At 45.6% G+C, this 26,167-nt stretch carries 20 protein-coding genes; 12 read left to right on the top strand and 8 right to left on the bottom strand.

Going from position 1 to position 26,167, the window contains the following annotated elements; all coding sequences use genetic code 11:
* Window positions 1-125: 125 nt before the first annotated feature.
* The 5 genes from cyaB to ACLIIY_RS07340 all read left to right on the top strand — a co-directional run bounded on the left by cyaB (window position 126) and on the right by ACLIIY_RS07340 (window position 5,741).
* A complete protein-coding gene (cyaB, locus tag ACLIIY_RS07360; protein WP_434528418.1) occupies window positions 126-674 on the top strand; it encodes a class IV adenylate cyclase in 549 nt (182 codons plus the stop codon).
* Between the two features lie 139 nt (window positions 675-813).
* Entirely contained in the window at window positions 814-1,143 is a 330-nt protein-coding gene (locus ACLIIY_RS07355) for a hypothetical protein (protein ID WP_434528417.1), read from the top strand.
* A gap of 201 nt (window positions 1,144-1,344) precedes the next feature.
* Window positions 1,345-3,828 (top strand): ATP-binding protein, encoded by a 2,484-nt coding sequence (locus ACLIIY_RS07350; RefSeq protein WP_434528416.1) that lies wholly within the window; start codon window positions 1,345-1,347, stop codon window positions 3,826-3,828.
* Window positions 3,829-4,001: 173 nt separating this feature from the next.
* A complete protein-coding gene (locus ACLIIY_RS07345; RefSeq protein WP_020197365.1) occupies window positions 4,002-4,616 on the top strand; it encodes a sugar O-acetyltransferase in 615 nt (204 codons plus the stop codon).
* Window positions 4,617-4,799: 183 nt separating this feature from the next.
* Window positions 4,800-5,741: a DMT family transporter gene (locus ACLIIY_RS07340; protein WP_434528415.1), complete on the top strand. Its 942-nt coding sequence runs from the start codon at window positions 4,800-4,802 to the stop codon at window positions 5,739-5,741.
* Window positions 5,742-5,841: 100 nt separating this feature from the next.
* Here the strand turns inward: ACLIIY_RS07340 and ACLIIY_RS07335 are convergent, their stop codons facing one another.
* The 3 genes from ACLIIY_RS07335 to ACLIIY_RS07325 are packed head-to-tail and all read right to left on the bottom strand — an operon-like array spanning window position 5,842 to window position 10,602.
* A complete protein-coding gene (locus ACLIIY_RS07335; RefSeq protein ID WP_045481234.1) occupies window positions 5,842-6,945 on the bottom strand; it encodes a porin in 1,104 nt (367 codons plus the stop codon).
* Between the two features lies 1 nt (window position 6,946).
* On the bottom strand, window positions 6,947-7,426 hold the full coding sequence (locus ACLIIY_RS07330) for a hypothetical protein (protein ID WP_434528414.1): 480 nt from the start codon (window positions 7,424-7,426) through the stop codon (window positions 6,947-6,949).
* 17 nt (window positions 7,427-7,443) lie between these two features.
* On the bottom strand, window positions 7,444-10,602 hold the full coding sequence (locus tag ACLIIY_RS07325) for a response regulator (protein ID WP_434528413.1): 3,159 nt from the start codon (window positions 10,600-10,602) through the stop codon (window positions 7,444-7,446).
* A 445-nt stretch (window positions 10,603-11,047) separates the two neighbouring features.
* Here ACLIIY_RS07325 and ACLIIY_RS07320 point away from each other — a divergent pair, with 445 nt between their 5' ends.
* The gene (locus ACLIIY_RS07320) at window positions 11,048-12,583 is read left to right on the top strand and encodes a diguanylate cyclase (RefSeq protein WP_039840941.1); all 1,536 of its coding nucleotides are present in this window, start codon (window positions 11,048-11,050) and stop codon (window positions 12,581-12,583) included.
* 57 nt (window positions 12,584-12,640) lie between these two features.
* Here ACLIIY_RS07320 and ACLIIY_RS07315 read toward each other — a convergent pair whose 3' ends face one another.
* A complete protein-coding gene (locus ACLIIY_RS07315; protein WP_033006358.1) occupies window positions 12,641-13,072 on the bottom strand; it encodes a hypothetical protein in 432 nt (143 codons plus the stop codon).
* 253 nt (window positions 13,073-13,325) lie between these two features.
* Between ACLIIY_RS07315 and ACLIIY_RS07310 the strand changes: the two genes are divergently transcribed.
* From ACLIIY_RS07310 to ACLIIY_RS07300, 3 genes are read left to right on the top strand one after another with little or no spacing between them, the layout of a single operon-like run.
* Window positions 13,326-13,541: a DUF6434 domain-containing protein gene (locus ACLIIY_RS07310; RefSeq protein WP_045481228.1), complete on the top strand. Its 216-nt coding sequence runs from the start codon at window positions 13,326-13,328 to the stop codon at window positions 13,539-13,541.
* Complete coding sequence (locus tag ACLIIY_RS07305) at window positions 13,498-14,310, top strand: class I SAM-dependent methyltransferase (RefSeq protein WP_434528412.1); 813 nt, start codon at window positions 13,498-13,500, stop codon at window positions 14,308-14,310. Before ACLIIY_RS07310 ends, ACLIIY_RS07305 begins: the two co-directional genes overlap by 44 nt.
* Window positions 14,307-14,969: a DNA alkylation repair protein gene (locus ACLIIY_RS07300; protein WP_045481222.1), complete on the top strand. Its 663-nt coding sequence runs from the start codon at window positions 14,307-14,309 to the stop codon at window positions 14,967-14,969. The genes ACLIIY_RS07305 and ACLIIY_RS07300 overlap by 4 nt, the downstream gene beginning before the upstream one ends.
* 89 nt (window positions 14,970-15,058) lie before the next feature.
* Here the strand turns inward: ACLIIY_RS07300 and ACLIIY_RS07295 are convergent, their stop codons facing one another.
* A complete protein-coding gene (locus tag ACLIIY_RS07295) occupies window positions 15,059-19,459 on the bottom strand; it encodes an SslE/AcfD family lipoprotein zinc metalloprotease (protein ID WP_434528411.1) in 4,401 nt (1,466 codons plus the stop codon).
* A gap of 313 nt (window positions 19,460-19,772) precedes the next feature.
* Here ACLIIY_RS07295 and ACLIIY_RS07290 point away from each other — a divergent pair, with 313 nt between their 5' ends.
* The gene (locus tag ACLIIY_RS07290; RefSeq protein ID WP_434528410.1) at window positions 19,773-20,162 is read left to right on the top strand and encodes an ATP-binding protein; all 390 of its coding nucleotides are present in this window, start codon (window positions 19,773-19,775) and stop codon (window positions 20,160-20,162) included.
* Between the two features lie 47 nt (window positions 20,163-20,209).
* Here ACLIIY_RS07290 and ACLIIY_RS07285 read toward each other — a convergent pair whose 3' ends face one another.
* Genes ACLIIY_RS07285 through ACLIIY_RS07275 form a run of 3 tightly spaced genes read right to left on the bottom strand, consistent with a single transcriptional unit; the run spans window position 20,210 to window position 23,176 of the window.
* Entirely contained in the window at window positions 20,210-20,848 is a 639-nt protein-coding gene (locus ACLIIY_RS07285) for a sugar transferase (protein WP_038896898.1), read from the bottom strand.
* Window positions 20,849-20,858: 10 nt separating this feature from the next.
* Window positions 20,859-22,067: a glycosyltransferase family 2 protein gene (locus tag ACLIIY_RS07280; RefSeq protein ID WP_045481212.1), complete on the bottom strand. Its 1,209-nt coding sequence runs from the start codon at window positions 22,065-22,067 to the stop codon at window positions 20,859-20,861.
* On the bottom strand, window positions 22,064-23,176 hold the full coding sequence (locus tag ACLIIY_RS07275; protein ID WP_045481210.1) for a glycosyltransferase: 1,113 nt from the start codon (window positions 23,174-23,176) through the stop codon (window positions 22,064-22,066). Before ACLIIY_RS07275 ends, ACLIIY_RS07280 begins: the two co-directional genes overlap by 4 nt.
* 393 nt (window positions 23,177-23,569) lie before the next feature.
* Between ACLIIY_RS07275 and ACLIIY_RS07270 the strand changes: the two genes are divergently transcribed.
* Together ACLIIY_RS07270 and ACLIIY_RS07265 are read left to right on the top strand one after the other, a co-directional pair.
* Window positions 23,570-24,634 (top strand): molybdopterin guanine dinucleotide synthesis B family protein, encoded by a 1,065-nt coding sequence (locus ACLIIY_RS07270; protein ID WP_045410939.1) that lies wholly within the window; start codon window positions 23,570-23,572, stop codon window positions 24,632-24,634.
* The gene (locus ACLIIY_RS07265) at window positions 24,631-26,139 is read left to right on the top strand and encodes an ABC transporter transmembrane domain-containing protein (protein ID WP_434528409.1); all 1,509 of its coding nucleotides are present in this window, start codon (window positions 24,631-24,633) and stop codon (window positions 26,137-26,139) included. The genes ACLIIY_RS07270 and ACLIIY_RS07265 overlap by 4 nt, the downstream gene beginning before the upstream one ends.
* The last annotated feature ends 28 nt before the right edge of the window (window positions 26,140-26,167 follow it).

Here is a 26,167-nt window from a genome sequence, read left to right as displayed (position 1 = left end):
AAGTTATCTTGTGTTTCAGACCAGTCGCGGAACTCATGTTACTCTTTCGCCAATTTTAAAAGTCCTTTCACCTTGTGAAGAGCAGAATAAAAAGTCCAAGCGAACAGTTGTAGAGAGGTAGTCGCGTGAGTGCACAAGATCATTTTCAGGGTCAGTTTGAAGTTGAATTGAAATACCGAGTGAAAGACAAGCGAGCGTTTTTAATCGCGCTAAGCAGCTTACAGCACGAGGTGATGTTCGAAGATAACCAAGAATCAGATTGGTTTTACGATACGCCGGAACGCAAACTAACCTATGAAAACAAAAGCTTGGTGATTCGTGAAGTTGAACCATCTGGCATTAAGCTTTGGATTGTTAAAGGGCCGGAAGAAGATCGTTGCGAAGCGACAGACATCACCAAGTCTCACGCGGCAAAAAGCATGTTAGAGAACATGGGTTACGAGGTCATCCTTCATACCAAGAAGACTCGCAGTATCTACTTTGTCGGTGAATTCCATATCACGCTTGACCACCTTGAAGGCATCGGTTATTTCGCAGAATTCGCAATCATGACTGACGATGAAAGCGCACTAGGGCACTACAAACAAAAACTGCAAGCACTAGCAGGCATGTTTGGTTTGGATGAGTCCAACCGAGAATTGCGTTCTTACAAACAAATGTGGACCGCTCAGTAAAATCCCCGTCATTTCTTATTGGTCTGACAAGCAACTCCCTCCAATCGCACTATGATTAAAGTAGTGCGAGCTTGCCGTCTCGCACCACCATTCCATTTCGCAGACTGATGGTGACAATGTCACTTAAACGGAGGGGGAAATGTACAACCGCGAGCACAAATACGTGTATTGGCGAGAAGAGCGCAAGAAAGGCAAATGGCACTACATAATGAAGTCTTTCTTGATGATTTGCTGTGCGTTGTTGGTTGGCAAGGTTATAGGCTTGTTTATCTTTGGTGAGCTGCAAACGGTAAGGGATGTTACAGAGCAGTTTCCTGCCGATGTCTTCATCATGATGCTGGTGGGATTCCCCATTAGCGTTATTGGCTGGTATCACGAAGAGTCGAAATTTTTCCGAGCCTTAAAGCGCCGAAATAAGAAATTTAAAGCGCGCTTGGAAAATCGCAAAAAAACAAACAAGCCAGTTTAGAAAGATGCCGCAAGATTCGAACTTTGCGGCATTTTTGATCCGGCCAGTTTACTGCTTCCCATTCATTAGGTTCATGTGTGATTTGTATTGATGGAGTTGGTTCCCAAAGGTTAACCCTAAATGAGTATGAGAATTAACCGGTTACGTATCCTACACTTATTGATGTGAAAGCGGTGAATTCGCGCAAGGAAGCATGTGCTCATGGCAAAAAAGCTCTCTAGGTTTAGTCCGAAAGCTCTATTACTCATTTTTATTGGGATGACTGCGCTCATTTACGGAGTCATTTCACTTATTGTGTTATCTCAAGAAAGTCAGGCGACAATAAAACAACTCCAAAAGGGGAATGGTCGGTTTGAGCTAGAGTCCGCCAAGATCTTCATGGAGAAGTACTTAGAGGTAGCGGAAGACCGAATCGTCCTTGCATCCCAATACCGTGGGGTTATCGATGCCGTGGTCGACAATGATGTTGAAGGTTTAGCGTTCCAGTTAGAGCGTTTTAAAGGCCAACATCAAACGATGCAATTTGCAGCAAGAGATGTTAACGGCGATTTATTGTTCGAAGACACTTTTCGTCACCCTGCATCTGAACAAGAAGTCGCGATTTTTAATGCGCTTTCCGAGTCTCGATTAAATGAGCGCATCGTGTATCTGTTGCACGATGATACTAATCACATCTGCTTAAAGCTTTTTATGCCCCTTGTAAATAACGGTGATTTTGTCGGGGTGTTATATGGTGAAACCGCTGTCGATTACGATGACTTTTTTGGTTCGTTTGTAACGGGAAGAGAGCGTTGGTATGAACTCAGTCAAACCATTCCACCACTTCCTGAACTGGCTCACCTAACCGAAACACAGGCGCAAGACCATCTATCCCATAGCCATGAGCATGTTCCAACAGCAAGCGAAATCGACCGATGGATCATCAATAAAGAACCCTTGAGCCGAGGTAATTTGCTTTTGACTCAAGGTGTCAGTAAATCCTTCTTGGATGAGCAATTAACGAACCTTCAAAGCAGTTTGCTAAAGGGCTTAATTGGCGTGCTGATCGTGAGTTCGATTATTGTGACAGTCATAGGAAAAAGGCTGTTCGTTAACCCTCATCGTGAACTAGAGAAATCCAGGCAGGAGCTAGAAGAATCTAACCTTCAATTGAAAGAAAAAGAGAAGGAGAGCGAGTTACTTGCGACTGTTGTTAAAGCCGCGAGAGATGCCGTTGTTATTACAGACCACCACGGAAACGTTGAGTGGGTAAACAAAGCGTTTGAATCCATGACGGGTTATCAACTCGATGGCATCAAAGGGTTAGCGCCGGGTGCTTTCTTGCAAGGGGCTGACACTTCACCAGAGACGATCGCAGACATCGGGAAAGCAATTCGACAGGGTGAGCAAGTTAGGACAGAGATACTCAACTATACGAGAAACAAACAACCCTATTGGATTGATATCGATATTATCCCATTGAGGAATGAGCAAGGTGTTGTTGAGCGGTTTATTGCCATTGAACGTGACATTACAGAAGTGAAACGCTTAGAGAGTGACCTTGAAACCGAGGCATTAAAGGCAAGGCATGCCAATGAAGCGAAATCGGCATTTTTAGCGACGATGAGCCATGAAATCAGAACGCCGCTTAATGGGCTATTGGGAATGCTACAAATACTGATCGATGACATCCGAGACCCGGAACAAAGGAAAGTGCTGCGACTCGCATTGAACTCGGGTGAACACTTGATCTCGATTCTCAATGACATCTTAGATTTAGCCAAGGTCGAAAGTGATGCGCTTGCACTCGATATTCATCCTTTCAAAATGGCGGACATCATTACACCAGTGGAAGTGACTTACCAGAGCTTGTGTTCAGAGAAAGGCATCGTGTTCAGCGTGGATAACCAATGCAGTGATGAATGCCAATACAGTGGTGATTCTGTGCGTATTCGGCAGGTTTTGCTCAACCTTGTTGGCAATGCGCTCAAGTTTACTAAGGCTGGTCATATTAACGTTTCCATCAAAGCGCTAGAGTCGCCCTTCGTAGAGTTTTGCGTAGAAGACTCCGGTATCGGTATTCCTCAAGATCGTATGGATTCTATTTTCAATGAATTTGAACAAGCTGAAGTGTCGACGACTCGGCAATATGGTGGCACCGGGTTGGGTTTAGCGATTTGCCAAAAACTAGTGACTCTTATGAATGGCCAAATCAGTGTTGAGAGCGAGTTAGGAAAGGGAAGCCAGTTCCGCTTTGTGATTAGCTTACCGAGTGCTTCAGGCGAGGCCATTGAAGATAAAACAGAGGATGTGAAGGTTGAAGATCTCTCTTCCGTTCACGCGCTGATTACGGATGACAATCGGATGAATCAAATCATCGCCAAAGTCTTTTTAGATAAGTTAGGGGCGAAAAGTCACACATGCAGCAGTGGACAAGAAGCGCTGAACTTGTTGAACGAGCAGTCTTTCAATCTCATAATTATTGATAACCATATGCCAGAAATGAGCGGCATTGAGGTCGTTAAGCGAATCCGCGAACAAGGGCTGGATGATGTCGTGATCTTCGGTTGGACTGCGGATGTGATGCAACAGTCGACACAATCATTTATCGATGCGGGTGCAGATGAAGTTCTTGCCAAACCACTCATCAAAAAGGACCTCATGGATGCTTTGTCTCGGCATCTACCTAACGCGTCAAAGGAATAAGCGTCGCATTTTTGTCTGTGCAGAAACAGTACATCATCGGTGAAAACGAGCCTTGGGTTCATTACTTCACCTTGCTTACAAAGTAAGGCGCGAATTTCATGACTTTTGGCAAGCCTTTCTTATTCTGACTCTGCTAAATTCTTACCAAGAACATCCCCTCAACAGGAATAATAATGGATAAGAAAACCATGTTGCACAGCCAAAAAGTGTACTTCTGTAATGATGAAGAATTGGCGGCAATGCAAACCGAATGTCTTGAGATCTTATACGATTACAACCACACACGTCCTTCGGAATCAGAAAAGCGGGGCGAGATACTCGGTCGTCTGCTCGCGTCTGTTGGTGAGAACTGCTACATCGAACCGCCTTTAAGGGCAAACTGGGGTTGTCACACTTACCTTGGCGACAATGTTTACGCAAACTTCAATCTGACTTTGGTCGACGATACTTACATTTACATTGGGAATAGCGTGATGATTGGACCTAATGTGACCATTGCAACGGCAGGGCACCCAATCGATCCCGATTTGAGACGAGACGTAGCACAGTTCAACATGCCGGTTCGAATCGGAGACAATGTATGGATTGGTGCAAACTCGGTGGTATTACCGGGTGTAACGATCGGAGAAAACTCGGTGATTGGCGCGGGCAGTATCGTAACTAAGGATATTCCTGCCAATGTGGTAGCCGTTGGTAACCCTTGTCGAGTGCTTAGAGAGGTCGGACAACACGATAAAGAGTACTATTTTAAAGACCGCAAGCTTGAACAAAATATGTTCAATGGTTAGTCTGAACCTTCTACCCGAATAGGAAAGTAAAATGATCATCCGCACAACCAACCTCTGGTGGCTCCTCCTTCCAATGCCAAGCAGTCGGTAGGTTGAGTTGTGCCTGGCTGCGAGTAGATGCAGCCAGAATCGTATTCTATCTCGTAGCCTTGTTTGAATGTTATCAATCATCAAGGAGAGAAAATGAATACGGCATCCGACTCCAACCTTAGTTCTGAACATCAACCCCAAAAGAAGCCTGTTAGTGCAATAACTGTTGGCGTCATGTTTGCGCTCGCTGGTACGCTGTTATTTTCAATTAAACCTGTGTTTGTCAAACTCGCGTATCAGCATGGCGGTGACGCGGTGAGCATCATGACGCTTCGAGCAATGAGTTCACTGCCTCTTTACCTTTGTATTCTCTTTTGGATGCTACGCGGCTCCGAGAACCGAGCGAAAGTGAAACACCACGGAATCAAAGCCGCCGCGATTGGTGTGCTTGGATATTACTTAGCAAGCTATCTCGATATCACCGCACTTAACTACATTTCTGCTCAACTTGAACGTTTATTGCTGTTCTTGTTTCCGACTTTTGTCGTGTTAATTATGTGGTTTAAAGAGGGGCAATCACCCAACCGCCAGGTGCTGTCAGCCGTATTGGTTGGGTATCTGGGAGTGGGGCTGATTGTGGCGCATGACCTTTCTCACTATGGTGAGCAGATCTGGCTTGGTGGTGGGCTAGCAATTCTTTCTGCATTTGTGTTTGCCGTGTATTTGGTGTTGAGCAAAGCCAGCATCGCGAAGCTAGGGAGTACCATGTTTACCAGTATCGGCATGGGCAGTGCCGGTGTCGCCATTCTTATTCATTTATCGTTTAGTTCATTACAGTTGAGCTCGATGAACAATGAACTCATTACTATTGGTGTGTTGCTGGGCATCTTTTGTACTGTCATTCCTTCTTATCTGATTGCGGCTGCCATGGCACGGCTGAACCCTGCGCATCTGAGTTTAGTGAGTAACATCGGCCCAGCAATGACAGCGTTGTGTGCCATTTTCATATTGGACGAAGCATTTACTTGGTTTCACGCTTTAGGGATGGTGCTAACCATCGTCTCGGTCGTGATGATTAACCGATTCAAATCATAAATCGGTACAACGGCAGAGGATGAAGTAAGTTGTGATGTTTATAGACGGATAATGTTTATAGAGGAAAAGGCAGGTCGATGAGTGTCGACCTGCTAAAGGGTTAGAACACAAAGTTAAGCATAATGGTGTACATATTAGCGTCGTCATCCGAAGGGTTAGAGACGAACGCGCCAGAGGCGTCACGATAAGCCTTAAAGTGTTGCCACTCTGCATTGAGTGACACATTGTAGTGAAGATCGTATCTCACACCGAAGAGGTAGCTATCGCCAACTCGATGTTCATGATCATCAAACTGCTGGCCATAGGTCGCATAAGGTGTGAACTTGTTTAAGTTGTAAGTACCTTGCACATACCATGCGGAAGCAATGTCGTTGGTTTGTCCTTCCACGGTTAACGTCAGCGCATCAAACTCGTACTCAGCACCAAGTGAGAACAGTTGAATGTTTTGGTCTTTAGCTTTGATGGTTTGATCCGGAATCTGAACGATGCCCACACCAGGAATATTGGTGGTCAGGTTACGTAGTTTGGTCTCTTGATCGTAATTTGAGTCTAGATACGTAAAGTTCCAGCGGTAGTAATCCCCACTCAGGATAAAGTTCACGCCGTACATTTCATTAGTTTTAAACGTTAGCTCAGTATTGGCGTTAAAGTCGACGGTGCTTTCATCACGAAAGCCAATAAAAGGCGTTGTGGTTAACGTCATGCTGTCGTTGAGATCGTAGTTCCACAAGAATGAAATGCCATTAAACGCGGTAATCCCCAAGATACTGTCGTAAACCTCATTTGGTGGGCGCGCTGGCGTAAACGCATGTCCCACATAGTAATACTCAGAGGCCAAGAACACTGGCATTCTTAAGCGACCCCCACGAAATTCAACATTACCGTAGGTATAAGCGAGATAAGCCCATTCAAGTTGTGGATCGCTCCAGTGATCTTGCGGTCTTTTTACCACTTGGGCGGAAGCTTTAAAGGCATCGTAGTAGAAGTCGAACTGAACGCCGAACGTGGTATCACAGTCGTAACAATTTTCGTCGTCGACAAATCGGTTCACGAGGACAGGTGTTTCATTGTCGGTGGTTGCCCAAGACGTCGAGCCAAAGCCGCTCAATGATAAGTTGTCCGTTAATTCTATCGCCGCCAAGCTCGGAAAGGCCACACTGCTAAGCGCTGCTGCTGTCATTGATGCGATGAGTGTTTTCTTCATATTATTTCTCCGAACTTACTACGTAGAGGATTTGTGCATCAGAAGGGAGGCTACTCACCGGTGTATAGCCAATGCGATTCGGCTTTTCTTTCATCCAGGCTAATAGGGCATCCATGTTGGAATTGTCGATAACTTTTGGTGGACGCGCTTTGCCAGAGAACGACAAGCTTGCCCAGTGCGCGTTCATTTGCGCGATGTTTTTGTTGAGTAAATAGCGATAAAACTCTGAGCGTTCTGAGGAAGTATCAGGCCAATCAGACAGCTCAATACGCTTACCTTGTAAACGCTTTGTCTTACCACGATAAAGCTTTCTTGCTTTGGTGATGCTGAGCTCATCAAAGCCTGAGTCGAGAGAGAAAATCGCATACTGGTCTGCCGCCAATGCTTCGCTATCAAAAGACATTAACAGGGCAAAGGCGATCATTGCAGTAGAGAGTGATCTCAACACTTTGTTTTTGTTCACTAAGAAATGGGTATCCATGACCATTACCTTATCCGTTAAATCACACTTTCAATTTGGTGAAGAAGTTTTTCTTTTCTCACCGGCTTTGGCACATAGGCATCCATACCTGAGTCGTAACAGCGCTGAATATCGTCGTCCACCACACTTGCCGTCAGTGCAATGATCGGAGTTTTAGGCAGACCAGAAACTCGTTCATAAGCGCGAATTTCTTTTGTCGCCTGAAACCCATCCATCACTGGCATCATGCAATCCATCAAGATGATGTCGAAGCTGTTATCTTGTTGGAACATGTCCACGGCAATTTGACCGTTCTCGGCAATCTCAAATTGATAGCCCGCTTTACTCAGTAGCAATGACGCAACCTTCTGGTTAACGGTATTGTCTTCGACCAACAAGATGCGTTCTGAGCGGCTTGGCAAGGTGTTCATTGCAGGCTCTTCAGGCTTGTCTGCCGGGCGTGTTTTTGCTGCTGCGCTGATTGGCGTTGGTACTACATCAGGGCTATCTACTGTCGGGATATCAACGGCTTTTGCCAGTTTTTCTTTAAGGATGTTGGCTTTGAATGGTTTGGGTACATAGTCATCCATGCCGACATCAAAACACTTCTGGATGTCGTCATCGACCACACTGGCGGTTAGCGCAATGATTGGAATGCGGTAACTGCGGTTCTCTTCTTTTTCGACTTGACGGATTTTCTCTGTTGCTTCAAACCCATCCATAACGGGCATCATGCAGTCCATTAGAATCAAGGCGTATTGGTTCTTCTTGAACATGTCGACCGCTTCTTGCCCGTTGGCGGCGAGGTCGAACGTGAAGCCGGCTTTTGTCACATGTAAGCCCGCAATTTTTTGGTTTACTGTGTTGTCATCGACCACCAAGATTTTGTTTTTGGTATTGGCTGTCGCGCTTGCTGCGACTCGTTGAGCGGTTTGGCTAAATTTGGCCTCACAGTTTTCAAGCGCTTTCACCAAACGTTGGCCAAGCAGAGGTTGCGTGATCATTGCACTGACGCTTTCACCGAAGTCAAATTGGTCGCTTTGCAGATGTTTGATTAGGCAAACGCGTACATTTTGAGTTTCTAATCGGTGGAAGGCATCTTCGCTTTCCATCGCAGCATTTGGTCGCGTTTCGGCGTAGATGACGATGACGTGTTCTTTGTCGTTAATCCAAGTTGGGAGGGCGTCTAAGCTCGTCACGGATTGATGAACCGCAATGCGATAGAAGTTCAGTTCATCACGTAGTGTGCTCTCCATCGCGGCATCTTCACAAACCAACCAAATTTGGCTGTTGGCCGCGGCATGTTTGGCATCAAAGTCTAGCTGAACAACAGAAGGGGACAGTTGGAAGAAAAAGCGACTGCCTTGGCCTTTTTCAGATTCCAATTGAATCTTGCCGCCCATTAACTCAACGAGCTGAGTACTGATTGCTAAACCAAGACCGGTACCACCAAACTGGCGAGTTGTAGAGTCGTCTTCTTGTGCAAATGGTTCGAAGATTTTCTTCTGTTGCTGTTCATCGATACCGATACCTGAATCTCGAACAGAGAATTCCATGACCGCATTAGAGCCAGAAACACTATGGGTGGTAACAGAAAGAAGCACCGTGCCTTTTTCCGTGAACTTAACCGCGTTAGACATAAAGTTCATCACCACTTGGCGTAAGCGGTGATCATCAATCATCAAACGGAAAGGTGTGTTACGACTGATGCTCACTTGAAGATCGATGCCTTTCTCTTTGGCTTTAGGCGAAACGATAGAAGCGATGTCGTAAATAGACTCACGAACACAAGTTGAATGCGGGCTAATAAGTAGCATGCCCGATTCAATTTTTGAGAAGTCTAGAATGTCGTTAATCAAGCTCAACAGTAGTTGCGATGAAGTCTCGATAGTATCCACATAGTCGCGTTGCGTGGCAGTGAGGGAGGTATCAGATAGCACTTCTGATATACCGATAACACCGTTAAGTGGCGTTCGAATTTCATGCGACATGTTTGCGAGGAAGCTACTTTTTGCTTTGCTGGCTTTGATCGCATCGTCTTTGGCGCGTTCAGCGTCTTCTTTTGCTTGTGTCAGTTTGATGTTGGCTTGTTCACGCTCATAACTCAATCTTTCCACTTCTTGAGCAAACTTGCTTAATTCGTCTTTACCCTTAACGAGCTCTTCAAGCGGCGATTCCTCACTGTAGCTATCGCGACGAAGAAATTCCAAAACCAACTGAAGATTACTCGTCACTTTACGAACCAGACGTAACGCCAAGCTAATCACCAAAATGGTAATGACAGACATGATACCGATGAACATCAAGCGCTGTTGGTTTGCAGTCGTAATTGCATGGTCCACGTCGGCTTTCAGTTGCTCGGTCATTTTGTTGTCGACGTTTTTAAGCAACGCTAAGCGTCCGTTCAATGCGGTTAAACCTGCGGCAACTTCACCTTCTGGCAGAGTGCTGAGCGCTTCCTCGTTGAACAGAAAGCTTCTGAACTCTTGGCTAAGGACGAACACTTCATTGGTGAATGTTTCGATCAACAGTTCAACTTGTTGTTGGTTGGCATTAAGTGTGACGAAGCGTTCAAGGAACAATTGTTGGTTTTTGACGAGCGATTCAATCTCGCTGCTGATGTCAGCGTCATAAAATTGGTTTTGCTCAACGGAGTAAATCAGATATTGGCTAAGTCGGTTTTCTTCTTTGGACCAAAACATCAACCATTCAATCTGCATAAGGGCAGAGAGGTGGGCTTGGATTTCGAATGTAGCGTCATTAAAAGGGACTTTTTCTAACGCCAATAGAATCTGCTTGTAGGTGTCTGCGCGCCACTCTGCAACGTCTAAACGTTCATCCATGTCCGTTGTTGTTGCGAGAGAAAGACTGGCTTCTTCCAGGCTCGCGAGCAGGTCCGCCATTTCTACGCCATTGTCGGCAAAGATATTCTTGGCTTCATTATTGAGCGACTGCGTGACGGTTTTGATCTCCGACTCTTTGTCTGACACTTCGCTGTTATTCGGCAAGTTATACAGATAAGAGACGCTATCCATATAGTCGGAAAACAGCTGCGCTTTCTCCAGATCTTGAGCCTGAGTGGAAAGCCTGTGAACTTGTTGCCCCGCAAGAAAGAGGAGTAAAACGATGGGTAAAAAAACTAAGCTAAACAGCTTGTGCTTAACAGATAGGTTATTCCATGAAAACGATCCGACCACTGTGCACGTCCATATCCAATAAGTTGATATGAAAAGTGTAGGCTAACTATCTCAATTGTTAGAAATCAAGCAGAAAAATTCACACTTTCGCCATATAAAAATTGTGATGCTCGTTACAAAAGGTCGGTGTTTGAAAGAGATAAATCTTCTAATCTATCAATAAAAATAGGGTTTCTCACTCAGTGAGAATTATTCAAAGCAATGATATTTATAAACAAAAATCATTTGTCGAGTGAGTAAAATGTTTTGTCGTAAAAGGTCATAAAGTGGCTGTGTCGATATACAGGGGTGGGTATAATCGTCGGATTTTCTCGCTAATGAGACTTTGTGAAATATGTGCTTGTGATTTCCCAGAGTTGTACTTCAAACGATGCAAAGGTTAGTGGGAAAAAGGCTTAAATAAAAAGTTAACCTCCATACGACAACAAATAACAATAACTAAATCATGAACGTATCTCGAAGTCTTCAATCGGTCACTCTGCGTTACACTGTCCCGATTGTCTTGATCGCGCTTTTCACTAACTTCACCTACTGGGCATACCAGCAGGTCGACGAAGCGAAAAACCTAGCCCGATACCATGTTAAATCTGCAGAGCTCAACCTTGGTACTATCGTCGATGGTTACCGTGATCTGCTACGTGCAATGAGTAAAGATGAGCACTTCATCGAATCGGACATCACATTGCAAGAGCGTGCGCAACGTGCGGTTCCATATAAGCAGGCCTTTGAACTGGCGGGCATTGGATTCAGCGATGGTGTGGGGAACATGGTCAGCACACACAACAATAAAGTGCATTCCATCGCTCATCGTGACTACTTCCATCAAGTGATCCGCAGTAAGAAAGCGGTGATGACGGACGTTCTCACCGACGTCTCAAACGGAAAAATTGTTTATGTGCTGTGTCGTCCTATGTTTGACGAACTCGGTGATTTGATGGGCACCATCTCGGCGTCTATTCATTTCAGTGAAATTCAAACCGCACTCCAGACCGACAATGAAAACGACATCTACAGCGTACTGTTAGATGAAAATCTTAATGTCATTAGTCATTCCAAAGATAAGCATTATGTTGGGATTAACTTGTTTAACTACGGTTACGAGAAGCTATTCGACCGTGAAAAGAACCTTAAAGCGCTGACCGAAACGGCCAATGGTGGCTTTTTCACTTACAGCAAGCCTTTTGATTTGTCATATGTTGAGTTTACTAAGATAGAAGGCACGCCTTGGATTCTGCTTTCAAAAGCTAAGTTCAGTACCTTGCTAGGTGATGGAACTTTGATGTTTGGTGCGAACGTGATGTTGATTATCGCGATTTACGTCGTTATTGCGCGCTTGATGGGTAAGCAGGTGGTCGGTTTAACTCAACCGCTTGACCGATTCTTAGAAGAGAGCAAAGTAGTGTTCAACGACAGCTCGATGGAGCTAAAAGAGCACTTTGAACAAGTTCTTCAAGCCAGCCGCAATGGCGTGTTTTGTTCACGCAGTGGGTTGCTCACGCGAGAGTATTTCTTGCGAGGGGCAGAGAAGTCGTTATCTCTTAGTAATACGCCCAAAGCCTGTATCTTCTTTGATATGGATAACCTCAAGTACATCAACGATACATACGGTCACTTAGCGGGCGATAAAGTTATCGCTCTGTTTGTGGCCGTGTTGAGAGAGAGTTTTGGTCACAAGCGTGACATCATCGGCCGATTTGGTGGTGATGAGTTTGTGGTGTTAACGCAAGAGTTTCGAACTAAGCGTGAGTTAGAACTTAAACTAGATAAGTTCCTCGCTAAATTACAAAGCACAGCGGATCGTTTAGGCATTGATATTAGTTTAACTGCGTCAATTGGGGTTGTTCTCACAGAGGGCGTGGGGCGCGATATTGATATTCTGCTGCACTGTTCCGATATGGCGGTGTACCGAGCGAAGCAGTTGGGTAAAGGGCGTTACGCGTTTTATCATACTTCGATGGTCGAAGTGCCGATATTCAGTTAACAAAAGGGAGGTGTGAAGCCTCCCTTTTTTATTTGTGTCTCAGTCGCTAGTGGTGAGTTAAGCCGTAACCGCTTGAGGCTGTTTTCTCAACACATAGATGTCATGATCTCGCAATAGGTAGAGAGCGAAACACGCAGCAAGCATCGGCCACGCCGCGAAGAATAATAGGTTGTTGAACGGGTCTAGGTACTTCGCGAACGAAGAAAAGGTCGAACCTGCGTGTAATACCAGAATCGCAAGATAAGTCAGGTTCTTCCAAAGTCCAGCCACAAAGATCCCGATGAACACCAACTGGGCAATACCTAACGCGACAGAAAATCCACTCGAAATATCTAAGCCATAGAAGCCAGAGAACACTTTCATTGCATGCTCTGGTACCAGCACTTTATCTAGCGCCCACATGATAAATACCAACGCGATACTTAAGCGCAATGCTAACAGCCCTAATCCTAACTGACGTTGAAGTTTTGGTTGGAGCGTTTCTTTCATTTTCATTCCTTTATTGAGTAGTGAAGGTTCCTAATGGCAGACCGACTCTTTCTTAAACTGATTACAACGAGATATGTAAATATTCGTGTCCCGTTCCAATTTGGATTCTTGTCAGCACAATACATAAACCACGGAAATATGACTGAATTGGCAAAAATGAAGTATTCGCGGACTCAAGGTGGATGTAGTTCATAGAAGATGTCACTCTTTCTTTTGAGCAAGGAGTCGCTACAAAGCACAAAGGGAGAGACATGTGAGCAAAGTGGATTGGCATAAAAACCATATTGAAGACAACACGTTAATTACGTCTTCCTATAAGAGCACTCAAAATGTACGTCGTTACTTCAAATCCAAATGTGGAGACGATTTCAAGTTTGACCGCGGCTTTATGCAGTGGATGAACGACGCAGAAGGAACAAGCATGGGTGAAGCCGCACGAGAGTGGTTACGCAGACAGCACGCAAAGTAATTTTATGGATAGCTATCAATACCGTTTAAACAACGCTCTCTTTAATTCGTTATGGACCAAAGCGGCAGGCGAGAAGTATCCCTCTGAACTACAGCCTTACAGCAGTTGCACTGTTCAGTTACTCGAACAACTCCAAGGTAAACTCATTGCGGGCAACCCCGAGACTTTATTGGACTTAGGTTGTGGATCTGGTGGTTTTAGTCGCTGGCTGAACCAGACATTAAACTGTCACGTGTTAGGCGTCGACCGCTCTGAATTTGCGATTGAGTATGCTCAACAACATACATTGAAAGGCTCAAACATCGAGTTTTTCAAATTAGAGTTTGAGAATTTATCCAGTCTTTCAGCAAAGTTTGACAGTGTGATCAGCATTGATGCACTGCCATTTGCAAGAGATGAAGACCAAGTGCTATCGGATATCCATCATTTACTTAACAAAGGTGGGCAACTGATCTTCACGACACGAGAACCATTAGAAGGATCGCCCAAGTTTAAAAAGCTCGGAAGCGCATGGCGTTTAGCGCTCGAAAAAAACGGATTTGAATTAATCGAGGCCACTGAAAGAGAGGGCATTTCCGAATTTTGGCATGCGGTCTATCAAGAATGGGTGAGTCATGAAGTTCAATTAAGAAAAGTCTTACCTGAAGAAGTTGTTGACGGATTGATGTTGGAAGTTGAACAAGTTGGCTCTCGTTTGTTTGATGGACGACCTTGGTGGTTGATTCATGCTAAACGTATCGAAATGGAAGTACAGAAAGAAAAACAATGAGTATTGTAGAAACGTTAACTCAACAGTTAAGTGAGATTGGATACCCAGATAAGCGAGTGCGTACGGGCTTGGTGAGATCGATCTCTGCCGATGGTTTCCGAAGTTTAGATAGTAAGCAAGCAGACTTCGTTTTTGAGCAATGTGAAACGTTGCTGGCAGAGCGTGATTGGGCATTAAGCGTGATTGCGTTTGATTGGGCGTTCAGAGTAAAAAAGCATTATGACGCCGCCACGTACGATCGATTCGAATCTTGGCTTTATCAATACATTACCGATTGGAATGATTGTGATGATTTTTGCACCCATGCACTCGGTGCGCTTATTGCTCAAGACAACAGCCTGTTTATTCGCACATTGGAGTGGGTAAAGAGTGATAACTTTGCCGTGAGGCGAGCAGCCGCTGTGACGCTTATCTATCCGATCAATAAAGGTCTGTATAAAGGGACTGAGCCTTTTCACATAGCGGATTTGTTGCTTGAAGATGACCATTACTTAGTGCAAAAGGGCTATGGTTGGATGCTCAAAGTGTTGGCGCAAAAAGAACCAGAGCGAGTGGTGGACTACTTGAAACGTCAGCATAGCAAGATGCCGAGAACGGCGTTTCGATATGCGATAGAAAAGTTGGATAAGCAAACTAAGCAAGAGCTGATGGCCCTGTAGATTACCTTTTCGGCACTTTGCCAAAACAAGCTGAGTGATACAAAAAAGCCGACAGAATCGAATTCTGTCGGCTTTTATCGTCTTACGGGTTACTTAACAGACAAATACTCAGAAGGAGACTTATCTGGTTTCGGTAAATCCATCGTCGCAACTGCGTTGAAACCGGCAGGCGTTAAACCACCAGAGTAATCAACAGTGCCATTTGGCAGGTTGGCTTTGGTTTCTGATGGGTTCCACATACGGAAGTAATCTGTCAGATCGTATCCGGTCAGGTATGAGGTACATGCCATCATGAGATCACCTTGGCTTAACAGGCTGCTTTGTGCAGAACAGTAGTTAATGCCTTGGTCGCCAATGCTGTCACCACGTGCTTTACGGTGTGCGAGTTTGAAGAAGTTCCAGCCTTGGTCTTCGCCAAAGATGCTCGGCTTATCGGCTTGATTCGTATACCAATCATCGATGTTGAAATGGTCTTCTGCCCAAAGCTTTAACTGGCCGAACATCGCTAAGCGCATGCCGACATCCGCTTCACTCCAAGCATGGCCTTCAAAACGGTCGAGCCATAATGGTGACTTGGATAGATCACTCGCAATGCGGTCCATGTATGGCTTTGATTCACGCTGTTCTTGCATGTAAAGGGCAAGAATGTTGTTGGTGACCTCAGTAGAGCCTGCCATCATAAACGGCGCTGAAGCGAGGTTGTGTCCGACTTCATGCCATAGCAACCAGTCATTGGTTGGGTTTGATGGAACGACAGTCCATGTTGGCCAGTAGCTGTTGCTTTGAACTGGGTAGCCTGAGTGCGCCGCACCAATCGAGATTTGCACATCATTCACGAAGCGATGTCGGTTTGCGAGCAGGGCATCATAAGTAAATCGACGGTGTTTCCCTTCTGCCGTGACTTGATCGCGTCCGTAAAAATCACTCGCATGGTTCGCGAATGCATTCAGTTCATCGGCAAACTTAGGTACGTCTGTGTCCAGTACGTTTTTCACTGGCGTCGTGTAGACGAAATGACCTGAATCGACTTCTGCCAATGGGACGTCAGTGTTGATTGGGTTTAACCAAGCACCGTCCTTCCACCAAGACGCACGAAGCACACCAGTGAAGTTAAACGTCACAACGTCACGAGAATCCACTTCTAGCGGTTGAATGTAAATCAAACCACCGTAAGGTACTTTGAAGCTCAAAGACGAACCGTCATATTGGAAAGTCTTTTGCACGCGTGGTGGGCGTTTCAAGCTCAGTTCGTGGTTTGCACGGCCCGTCAGGTCATCAACCAAAGCAACAATGATAGACGCTTTTACACCACCAGAGATGGTGACTTCTTCAAGTTGTGGCGCCCATAAGCCTGTCGATTGCATGCTGCCTGCCGTACCAATTACGGTTTTGTTGTCGGTATGAATCGCAACGCTCGCTGCACTGCCTGATTGAACAGGGCGACCAGGGTAGCCCGTTGTATCGACACTGATCTCTAAATCCCAGTAAGAGCGACCCAGCATCATGCGTGTTAACGGCTTTTCCATCCAGTTAAGAGGGTAAGACGGGTTCAGCTCGCCTGATTCGGTAATCATTGACCATTTAGCAAGTTGCTCTCGCGTCTCTTGACCACAAACATTACCGCCTTGATGTGCGTTGCTCGTGTAACAGTTCAGCATTTCGACCGCACGTTTGAAGCCAAGCTCATCTTGTACGTTTGGATTGAATTCGTATTGCTCATCATTCCAAAGCCAAACGGATAGGTTATCGTAGGTTGAAGTTAGCTCAGCTTGCGACAAGCGTTCACCAATTTCCCCTTTACTGCGGTAGTAAAGCTCGTGAGAAAGTAGACGATCAATGTTGGCACCTAAGTTCGCCGCTTTTACCATGCTATCCACGACTTCAGGGCTCATTTCGTAACGAGTAAAGTCTGGGCGATGGTGGTTACCACGGCTCGGAATGCCATGGCCTTCTCGCACTTCAATACAGTTTACTTCGTATTGGTAATTGTCTTTACAAACCGGAACGCCAGGAAACTCGCGTTGAAGCTCTGCGATTGCTGCTTGTTTCTCTTGTTCCGACTTCACCATGTGGAATGCATAACGTTGATGCTCTTGTCCATCAATGGAAACTTTGTATAGCGGTATCTCAAGGGTAGGCATGTCGATATTACCCGGCCATGTCACCGTACCGTTGTCATTAATCTCAATCTTAGTCGTGTCTGCATAACGTTCATAAACCACGAGGTCGTGCTCTGCGACGGTATGCAGGTTAGGTACGTTCGGACCTGATGTGCTGTGACACCAATAGCTGTCCGTACACAGAGACTGGAATGTCTTGGCAACGTTCGCTCCACCAACAGAAACGCCTGCCGCATCCGCTAAACGAGCAATCGGCTCTGGGTTACTCTCTTCTAAAGCATCAAAGAAGATGATGCTACCGCCGTTGTTTACGTATTCGATCAGCGCTGTGACGTCGTCTGCGTCCAACTTAGGTTGGTTGATGTCGGACACGACGGATTTTGTCGCGTAGCCATCAGTTTTGATTTCGTAAGACTGAAGCAAAAGCAGTGGTGTAGAGGTTGGATCTAATGAATCAAACTGGCCGCTCCTTAGTACGTCCATTTCACCCAATTTATAGCTTGGGTTGACAAAGAAATCGTAGATTTGACCTTCTTTGCGATCCCAACGGAATGCGTGACCTTTGTTGATGTTGGTAGCAATCGCGACAGATTCTTGCGTTGCATTCGGCACTAACCAATCAATCAAGTTGCTGAACATGATTTGCATGCTGCCGTGGTCGGTACGAGTATCCGCATCTTGTGCTTCTTGGTTGTGAGGCGTGCTGTAACGACATTGCTGCGCTTCGCTGTCGATGCCCAGATCTGCGCCTGCCCAGTAGTTTTCTGGACAAGAGAAGATAGAGGTGTACATCGCGTTACCCAAGAACACCACTTTACCCGAGCCAATCATACCTGCCGTCATGGTTGGTAGATTAAAGGTCGCGGTTTGTTTGGAAATCACTTCTGGGCGCTGCATAACCACCGTTGAGTTTTCATCAATGGTTGTGGCATCCACAATGTAGGCTTTTTGATCTTTGCCTGAACCACGAGTCCACGCTGCTTCTTGACCAAACGGAAGCCAGTAACTGTTGTCGTTACGTGGCATCAGAACAGGGAACGCTTCATTGGTTAGGTTGAAGTTGCGCATTGCACGTGTGTAACCAGAGCCACCCCAACCATGGTTATCATGGAAGATGTGCACGCTATCCACGCCAACATAAATCTGATGTAAAGAGTGCGTGACATAATTGCTACCAGAAGCGCGAACCGTACGTAGCATAGGGGCAGCAAAGCCTGACCATTGAGGCGTCTGCTTTAGTTGCCCATCAATGATTTGTGTTAAACCTTGGCTGAATTGCGCTTCGAACTCATTTGGCGTGGTGAAGTTCGTGCCTTCAATTTTTGCGCCGTTTGGTAGGCTCAAATTGATCAGCTCGTTAATAACGTTCGGGTATTGTGCAAACACCTGACGAACGGTATCGCTGATTTCAATATGGTTGCCAGAAGACACACCATAGCGATGAACGAACGCATCAAGGTTCTGTTTCACCAATGGGCTGTCGCTTAAATCTGCAAGTTGGTAATTGACCTTATTTCCTTTCACTTGGCCTAGAGTAAAGGTGTCGATACCAAAGATCAGGTTCTCACCCCAAAGGTATTCAAATTCACCGTTGGCATCCGTGATTCCGCGTGCGGATTGGCTAAAGAACTCGACGCCAGCAAGCGCATTTCCTTGCGAGTCGGTCAAACGGCTTTTGGTCAACGGTTTGTTGGCTGCACTTGGTTTGTATTCGTAAGTCGCCTCTGCATTGGCAGACACAAACGACCCCGTTAAGTTGTTGCTTGCGCCCGGAGTGACTTCTGGTTGAAGTTCTGGGTCAACGTGCGCGCTTGGTTGTTCACCTTCGTTTGCAACACTTGGATTGAGGAACTCATCAATCGCAGCTTGATCGTCACTTTCGTATAAGTCTTGGATGTCATAACTGTTGATTTCATCCAAACACACTTGTGCGTCCTGAGTAGGGCACGTGTCGATCTTGTTTAACAGCTTAGTGGCATTGTTTGCGTGTTGGCCGAGTACGTCTTTTAGGTCATAGGCTTGCGTTAATTCAGCTGGCTGTGAACCCATACGAGTTTGCTCAGGGATCTGGTAACTGAACTCACCTAAAGTCACACCACCAAATTGACAATCAAACTGGCCTTCTGAAGCAGTGTAGGTGAAGTAGCCAGACTCACTGATGTCTTGTCCATCACACTGAATATCGCCAGTGATCTGTTTACCGTTAATGAACAGCTTGCCTTGGTAGGTCGTTACGCCAATATCTGGTTGATCAGGCGGTAAATCTGGTTCGACCGTTGGAGGTGTGGTACTTGTTGAGTGTTTGTTTTCATCGCCTCCGCAGCCAAACAGCAGCGAAGCGACAAGGATTGAAAGAAGACTTCTTTTCAAAGACTAAACCCTTATGAAATGCCATCGTCGTCTGGATGGCGAGTTGGTTGAGATTAACTTAATCTAAAAGCTCACAGATATTGAGTTTTGGTTTATAAGTGCCTAACTTTTAGTGACTTTTTAGGGCTCAATAAATGCGCGCGCATTCTAGTTTCAAATGCGACAGGAGGGAACAAAAATTAATGGCGCATCGCGATTATTTACGCAAATGGAAGCAGGATTCCGAGAATGGCAAAACCTTGTGGTTGCTTTCGCTTTCTTTTCTATAAAAATAGCGTACAGTTTGCTGGTTTTTCACTGAAATCAACCCATTATGTCTAACGCGAAACTTCTTCTAATCCGTGGTTTACCGGGCTCTGGTAAGACGACACTTGCCAAGAAATTGTCCAAACAGCTCAAAGCAAAACATTTTGAAGCTGACATGTATTTTGAGAATGAAATTGGTGAATACCATTTTGATGGCACAAAGCTGGCTGACGCGCATGAGTGGTGCTTTCAACAAACCCGCAAATGGTTAAGCAAAGGAAAAACTGTGATCGTCAGTAACACGTTTGTGCGCAATTGGGAGATGAAGCGGTATTTGAAGCACTGTGAGAAAAAGCAGATTGAAGTGGAAGTACAGGTTTGTCGAGGTGAGTATCCGAGCATTCATGGTGTGCCATCAGCGACGATAGAGAATATGCGCCGCCAATGGCAAGAGTAACGGTTCTTCATTGTTTGTTTCTTTCTAATCAGTTGAGCCTCTGTGGTTTACTGGCCGCGACCGTCAATCATCACTACTAGTGTTTTGCTCATGATGGCAATGTCCATGGAAATCCACGAGTAGAAAGAACTCAAGCTCAGTGCGTAACTGTGGTCAAAACCTACCTTGCGACGAACGTCTTCGATACAAGAGTCATAACCTTGATTTACTTGGGCTAGACCTGTGATGCCAGGTAGCACACCGTAAGTGCGTTCAACAAAATAAGGGATTTCGTCTTCCAACTTTTGATAGAAAGCAGGGCGCTCTGGACGAGGTCCAATCAAAGACATTTCACCTTTTAGCACATTGAACAGTTGTGGAAGCTCATCCAAGCGAGTCTTACGTAGGAAGCGTCCAACCGGAGTGATACGTGGGTCGTTCTCAGAAGCCCATACCGCACCAGAGCGTTGTTCTGCATCCACATACATGGTTCGAAATTTCATAATTTCAAACAGATCCATTTTTTCCGGTGTGCAACGTCCAACACGAAGCTGACGATAAATCACAGGGCCTTTTGAGTTCATCACAATTGCTAACGCAATCAAAGGCATAATCGGCATGGTGACGAGCAAGATGAGCAGTGAAACAACCACATCGAAAGCACGTTTTGCTAGATGAATATTTGAGTCGTAGCGTGAAGTTTTCATGATGCTTTCCTTATTGATTAACGCGCTTCCAGCGTCCGTTTTCCATTCCAAGTAGGTAGCGTAGTCCGCCTGCGAAGTTAGCTATGTGTCCAACCACCAAGTAATTGATTAACTTAAATGGCTTAAACAAATTTAATACTGGTACTAAGTAAGTGATGAGAGCAACTGAGTAGACTGCCAGTTGTGCCAGCATCAGAAATTGAAATGCTGGGTAGTGAATCAGCAGTAATGAACTCACCAAACACATAATCATTAGGTAAGGTGTCGCAAGACGCAGTACCTTTCCCGATAGAAATGCAAATGCAGTGCCACGATAGCGGGGTAATAACAGTTTTTTCAATTTCAAGAACTGCTGCATGTTACCCGCCGAGATACGTAGGCGACGTTTGAAGTCCGAACTGTCTGAGCTTTCTTCCAGTTCGATGGCTAACATTTTTGGTTCATAAACGGAGTCATAACCTTGAAGCACAATGCGCATTGGCAAAATGAAGTCATCGTTAATGATCTCAGGCTCTAATGGCGAAAACAGTTTGGTTCTGAAGGTATAGAATGCGCCGTGAGAACCAATGGTTGAGCCGATCAATGACTCTTTGTACTTCACGTTCGATTGATATTGCCAGTAAGCTGCTTCGCCTTGGTTTTGTGTCGCCATGATTTGATAGGTTGCGTTCACCACACCCACTTTCTCATTTTGATAATGCTGACTGGCCAATAAGAGCGAGTCGCAAGAGACGAGGGCAGACACATCACTTAATGCAGTAATATCTGAAGTGACGCTCTCCATTTCCACGTTGATTAATCCGACTTTACCGCGGTTTACCTCATGGTCGTGAACAATGAACAGAGTGTCTGCGCAGATGGCTTCTTGAATCGTATCTTGTGCAATCGCTGCGGTGTTATCTGTACAGCCATCGCAAGCAATGACGACGGCCAATTTATCTCTTGGGTAGTCTAGGCTTGCTAGGTTACGGATTTTTTCTGCTATCCATTGTTCCTCATTGTAAGCAGGAACGATCACCGTGACACTTGGCAGTGTGCAGTCACGCTTTGAAGCTTTGTAGCAGCGCTCTTTTGCTTTTTGTTTTCTTGCATTCTTTTTCGCTTTTCGTTGTTCTCTGCGTGCTGATAACCAATTCAAAACCAAAGGATAACCGACGTGATGATAGATAATCAGTAGCGCAGACAAAACAAAACCAGCCGTCCATAGTAGATCAATCATGCGTTCTCTCCCTGAGCCAATGTAGCGTAACGGTTCACCATATTGCGAATGTCAAAATGCTTAAGAATGTGTGCTCTCGGTGATTGGGGTGTTTGTGATAATTGCAGCGATAGCGCATCTACCAACATTGGCACTTTGTTCGGTTCGACGAGCGCTCCAATTTGTGGGCACAGTGTTTCTTTTACCGCGCCAACATCGCTTGCAATGCAAGGTACGCCACAAGCCTGTGCTTCTAATGTGGATAGAGGGAAACCTTCTTGAAGTGAAGGAAGGCAAAACACGTTTAGGCTTTGATAAAAACGAGGCATGTCGCTGACTAATCCGAGGAAAGTCACTCTGTCTCCTAACCCAAGTGTGCGAACTTGTGCTTCAAGAATGCCTCTTTGGCTGCCGCAACCAGCAATGGCAAGGTGGGTGTTTTGTGGCAGATGAGAAAAGGCTTTGATGAGGATCTCTTGTCCTTTCACCGTTTCCAAGCGACCCGCGGTACCCACAATGAACTTGTCGGTAGGAAGAGAGAAAAACTCACGTGCTTTTTGTGGATTGCCATCGGTGAATTTCTCGCAGTCGATTCCATTATGGATGGTGCTTACGCGCTGATATCCCAACTTATTCGTAATTTGGTCAGCGACAAAGTCTGCATCTGCCACGACTTGAGGGCGAAGCACTTTAAGAAGCGTCGATTGCAGTCTCGCGGCTTTTTTATTGTTTAAATGCCACGCATCATGCTCAGTGTGGATCAAGGTTTTGATGCCATTCAAACGAGCTGCGGTGCCACCGTACAGCAAAGGCCCAATGTGATGTGTATGGACGACGTTTGCATCCAGTTGTTTTAATTTTGCTTTCAAAACCTTGAAGGTTAATAGATGCAAACCAGACGGCTTGTTTAGAAAGTGGAGTTGGTCTTCAAAGTCCGCCAACTTTTCCCAATGATTTAGCGCAGTTTGTTTGTTTCCCTCTAGGCTGATAACAAAAACGGAGTCTTCGGCTTTGGCAAAGCGAAGCATCTCAAGCACCAAAGTTTCCAAACCACCCGGAGCAAGGTGCTGAACGATGTGAACGATCACGTTGCCATTATTGCTTGAGTTTTTAGTCTCTGAGTTTTTCATTCCTGGCCCTCGACGCATTTCCCTTAATTTTGCTTATCCAGTTCATTGCAGTCTGTATGCCAGAAATAAACCTATTAAAATTCAGTGGTTTAAATCTTATCTTTCAAAGTGAGTCAAAACGAGAAGGGTAGATTCTCAAATTGAGATTCAAATTTCGTCATGTCAAGAGGAGCGAGAATTCAATTGGTTAGCAGCTATTTGGAATCTGACTAATAAGTTTCATGAATCTTTTATTTCAAACCATCAGTTCTTCACAACTGCTTCACATTTGGTTTTCTACAGTGCTTTCTGTCAGCGCAAAACCTGACCAAATACGCAGGGCGTTGATACCACTAAGTCGGAAATCGAGTTGAAAAAACGCATCTCTACAGATGGTAGAAATGGAGAATTCTTATGATTATGTTGAGTCAGGCTTACCGTATTGCTTCGGCTAAGCGAACTTTTGTAACCCGTCGTGTTCCTCTTGAACTTATGCAATCTCTCGTTGGAGGAAATGGGGTAAGCAAGCCAAAATCTGGTGATCTTGTATTGGCGAAAATTGTGCAGGTTGGTCATCACAAATTTGGAGAGAGAACGGACGGACGACGCGCCGCGTTGTTTGAAGGAGACGAGATCATCTTGGCGTACGGGCATCGCTATGCGCCGGATCAGTTTGAAGCTGTTGTACCAGGCTCACTCGAAGAGTGCCATTTGGTGGCAGCGGGTGGGATTGCTGCTCAAGCGATCTCTTGGCATTCGAAGACCAAATCGCCAACGGTCATTCAACCTGTTGGTCTTATTGCTGATTACTCGGGCAAAATCATTAATGTGTCCGATTTCGCTGTGGATGAATCGAACTTGGTTGATCTCGTCCCGAGCGTAGCGGTGGTTGGTACTTCTATGAACGCAGGCAAAACCACTTCTGCCGCGCACATCATCAGAGGTCTGAACAAGGCCGGTTATCGTGTTGGCGCGATGAAGGTGACTGGAACCGGGGCAGGCGGCGACCTTTGGTTAATGAAAGACTCCGGTGCTTATATTGCGCTTGATTTCACAGATGCAGGTCACGCCACCACCTTTAAAGTAAACAGTTTTGACCTGATGAATATTGTCGATCGTCTGTCTCAGGAGTTGATTCGATTTGGGTGTAACGCCATTGTGGTTGAGATAGCCGACGGGATCTTCCAGAAAGAAACCAGAGAATTACTTGAGAATCGAGAGTTTAAAGCCCGCTTCCCAAACGTCGTTTTTGCGGCGAGAGAGTCATTAGGTGCAACGGCAGGCGTCCAGTGGTTGAGTAATCAAGGTTATTCCGTCTCCGCTGTCAGCGGTATTGTGTGTGCGTCACCCTTGTCTACCCGTGAGATTACGCAACAAATAGACACGCCAGTCTATGGCTTAGATTTGCTTATTGAGCCCAGTATTTCGAAGTCTTTACTGCACTTCCCAAGCATGACACCGGAGCTCGAACTCGCATGAAGCTGCACGCCCTTTTTTCCGGCGTGAGAAAACGCTGGCTGGTTCAGTTAGTGATACTAGGATTGATCATCTCCGCACTCAACGTCGGGAATGTCTTGGTGCTCGATACGCTTTGGCATGATGCGGAGTTTAACAACCTAGTGCTTTTCTTGTTGTTGGGAATTGGGGCGTACTTGCTGACGATAGTCGAAAGCTATTTAGGCGAGAAGCTTGGTCAGCATTACTTGAAAGACATACGACATCAACTCTATACCGAGTTGATGTCGCCTAAGAACGAACAACCTCCGAGAAGGCTTGGCGTGTCGATGAGTCGAATGATCACTGACAGTAACAACATTAAAAACTGGGCGAGTTTAGGGGCGGCGACGTTAGTCACCAGCGGGTTTTCATTTATTGGCTATCTCGTGTTGATCTTCTACTTGTGGCCGAGTTTTAGTTGGCAAGTGTCTTGGGTGGTTGCTGGGCTTTTTTCATTGTCTTTGGCGCTGACGCCACGCTTAACCGAACTTGCTTTAACACTGCGCACTGACCGAGGTCGTTTGAGCGGGCATTTATGCGAGCGCATTATGGGCTACCAAAGTGTGAATCAGTTTCGTCAGATTAAACGTGAAGGGCGACGCCTTAATCGCTGCAGCGAGATGTTGGGTGATACATCAAAGCAAAATAGCGTTTTCCAAGCTGTTCTCACTCAGCAAACGGCAATGTGGTTTTGTATTCTTCTTGCGTTATTGTTCACTCACCAAGTTTGGCAAGAGCATCCGGTGGGGCAAAATTTCGGCACTCTGATGCTGATCATCGGTTTGTTATTTAACGCGCTAAGAGACATCACCATCAGTTGGGGCTATGCCGTCACTTACTATGTCGCCAAGGAACGTTTGGAGTTGGCGATGAGTCGCACGCGGGGTAATTACAAGCGTCAAATTCATCAAATTGATACTGATCTTGCTTTGTGTTTGTGCATTAAGAACTTCTCCGTTCCGTTCTCCGGTGAAAACTTATCGGTCAATATCTTCAAAGGGCGTTCGATTGATCTGTCGAGCATCGACCCAATCAACAAAACCGCAATTTGTACCGTATTGAGTGGGATTGTGACCGACTACATGGGGGATGTCGCGTTGGAGAAAATGGACATTCGAACCATCAACAATTCTTCATTGCGTCGGCATGTTTACATCATCGATGACCAATGTCAGCTGTTTCGAGGTACGGTTTTGACCAACATTCGATATGGCAATCGTCGAGCCTCTGAAGAGGAGATAAGCAGTGTGTGTCTGTTTGTCGGCATCAGTCCAGAGCGTTTAGATTGTGGGGTTGCTGAGTTCGGACGCCATTTAGACAAAACGCTGTATAACCAGATTCTGATTGCACGTGTTTTGTTGTCGAAACCTAAGCTGATTGTGTTGAATCATCACGGTATTGGACAAGACGTCGTATTGATGCGTTTGCTAAAGGTGAATGCGAGTGTTGAAACCTATACCTTACTCAGCTTGGTGCGAATGGAGTAACACCATCGCACCAAGGAGCAGTCAAGTA

It is taken from the genome of Vibrio sp. K4, from assembly GCF_051122595.1.
Taxonomy (GTDB): domain Bacteria; phylum Pseudomonadota; class Gammaproteobacteria; order Enterobacterales; family Vibrionaceae; genus Vibrio; species Vibrio owensii.
The sequence above is the reverse complement of the archived record's forward strand: the minus strand, read 5'-3'. Positions and strand labels throughout refer to the sequence as shown.

Coding starts and splice junctions, on each gene's coding strand:
- ACLIIY_RS07355 (WP_434528417.1), top strand. CDS start 814: ATGTACAACCGCGAGCACAAATACGTGTATTGGCGAGAAGAGCGCAAG.
- ACLIIY_RS07350 (WP_434528416.1), top strand. CDS start 1,345: ATGGCAAAAAAGCTCTCTAGGTTTAGTCCGAAAGCTCTATTACTCATT.
- ACLIIY_RS07345 (WP_020197365.1), top strand. CDS start 4,002: ATGGATAAGAAAACCATGTTGCACAGCCAAAAAGTGTACTTCTGTAAT.
- ACLIIY_RS07340 (WP_434528415.1), top strand. CDS start 4,800: ATGAATACGGCATCCGACTCCAACCTTAGTTCTGAACATCAACCCCAA.
- ACLIIY_RS07335 (WP_045481234.1), bottom strand. CDS start 6,945: ATGAAGAAAACACTCATCGCATCAATGACAGCAGCAGCGCTTAGCAGT.
- ACLIIY_RS07330 (WP_434528414.1), bottom strand. CDS start 7,426: ATGGATACCCATTTCTTAGTGAACAAAAACAAAGTGTTGAGATCACTC.
- ACLIIY_RS07320 (WP_039840941.1), top strand. CDS start 11,048: ATGAACGTATCTCGAAGTCTTCAATCGGTCACTCTGCGTTACACTGTC.
- ACLIIY_RS07315 (WP_033006358.1), bottom strand. CDS start 13,072: ATGAAAGAAACGCTCCAACCAAAACTTCAACGTCAGTTAGGATTAGGG.
- ACLIIY_RS07300 (WP_045481222.1), top strand. CDS start 14,307: ATGAGTATTGTAGAAACGTTAACTCAACAGTTAAGTGAGATTGGATAC.
- ACLIIY_RS07290 (WP_434528410.1), top strand. CDS start 19,773: ATGTCTAACGCGAAACTTCTTCTAATCCGTGGTTTACCGGGCTCTGGT.
- ACLIIY_RS07285 (WP_038896898.1), bottom strand. CDS start 20,848: ATGAAAACTTCACGCTACGACTCAAATATTCATCTAGCAAAACGTGCT.
- ACLIIY_RS07280 (WP_045481212.1), bottom strand. CDS start 22,067: ATGATTGATCTACTATGGACGGCTGGTTTTGTTTTGTCTGCGCTACTG.
- ACLIIY_RS07275 (WP_045481210.1), bottom strand. CDS start 23,176: ATGAAAAACTCAGAGACTAAAAACTCAAGCAATAATGGCAACGTGATC.
- ACLIIY_RS07270 (WP_045410939.1), top strand. CDS start 23,570: ATGATTATGTTGAGTCAGGCTTACCGTATTGCTTCGGCTAAGCGAACT.
- ACLIIY_RS07265 (WP_434528409.1), top strand. CDS start 24,631: ATGAAGCTGCACGCCCTTTTTTCCGGCGTGAGAAAACGCTGGCTGGTT.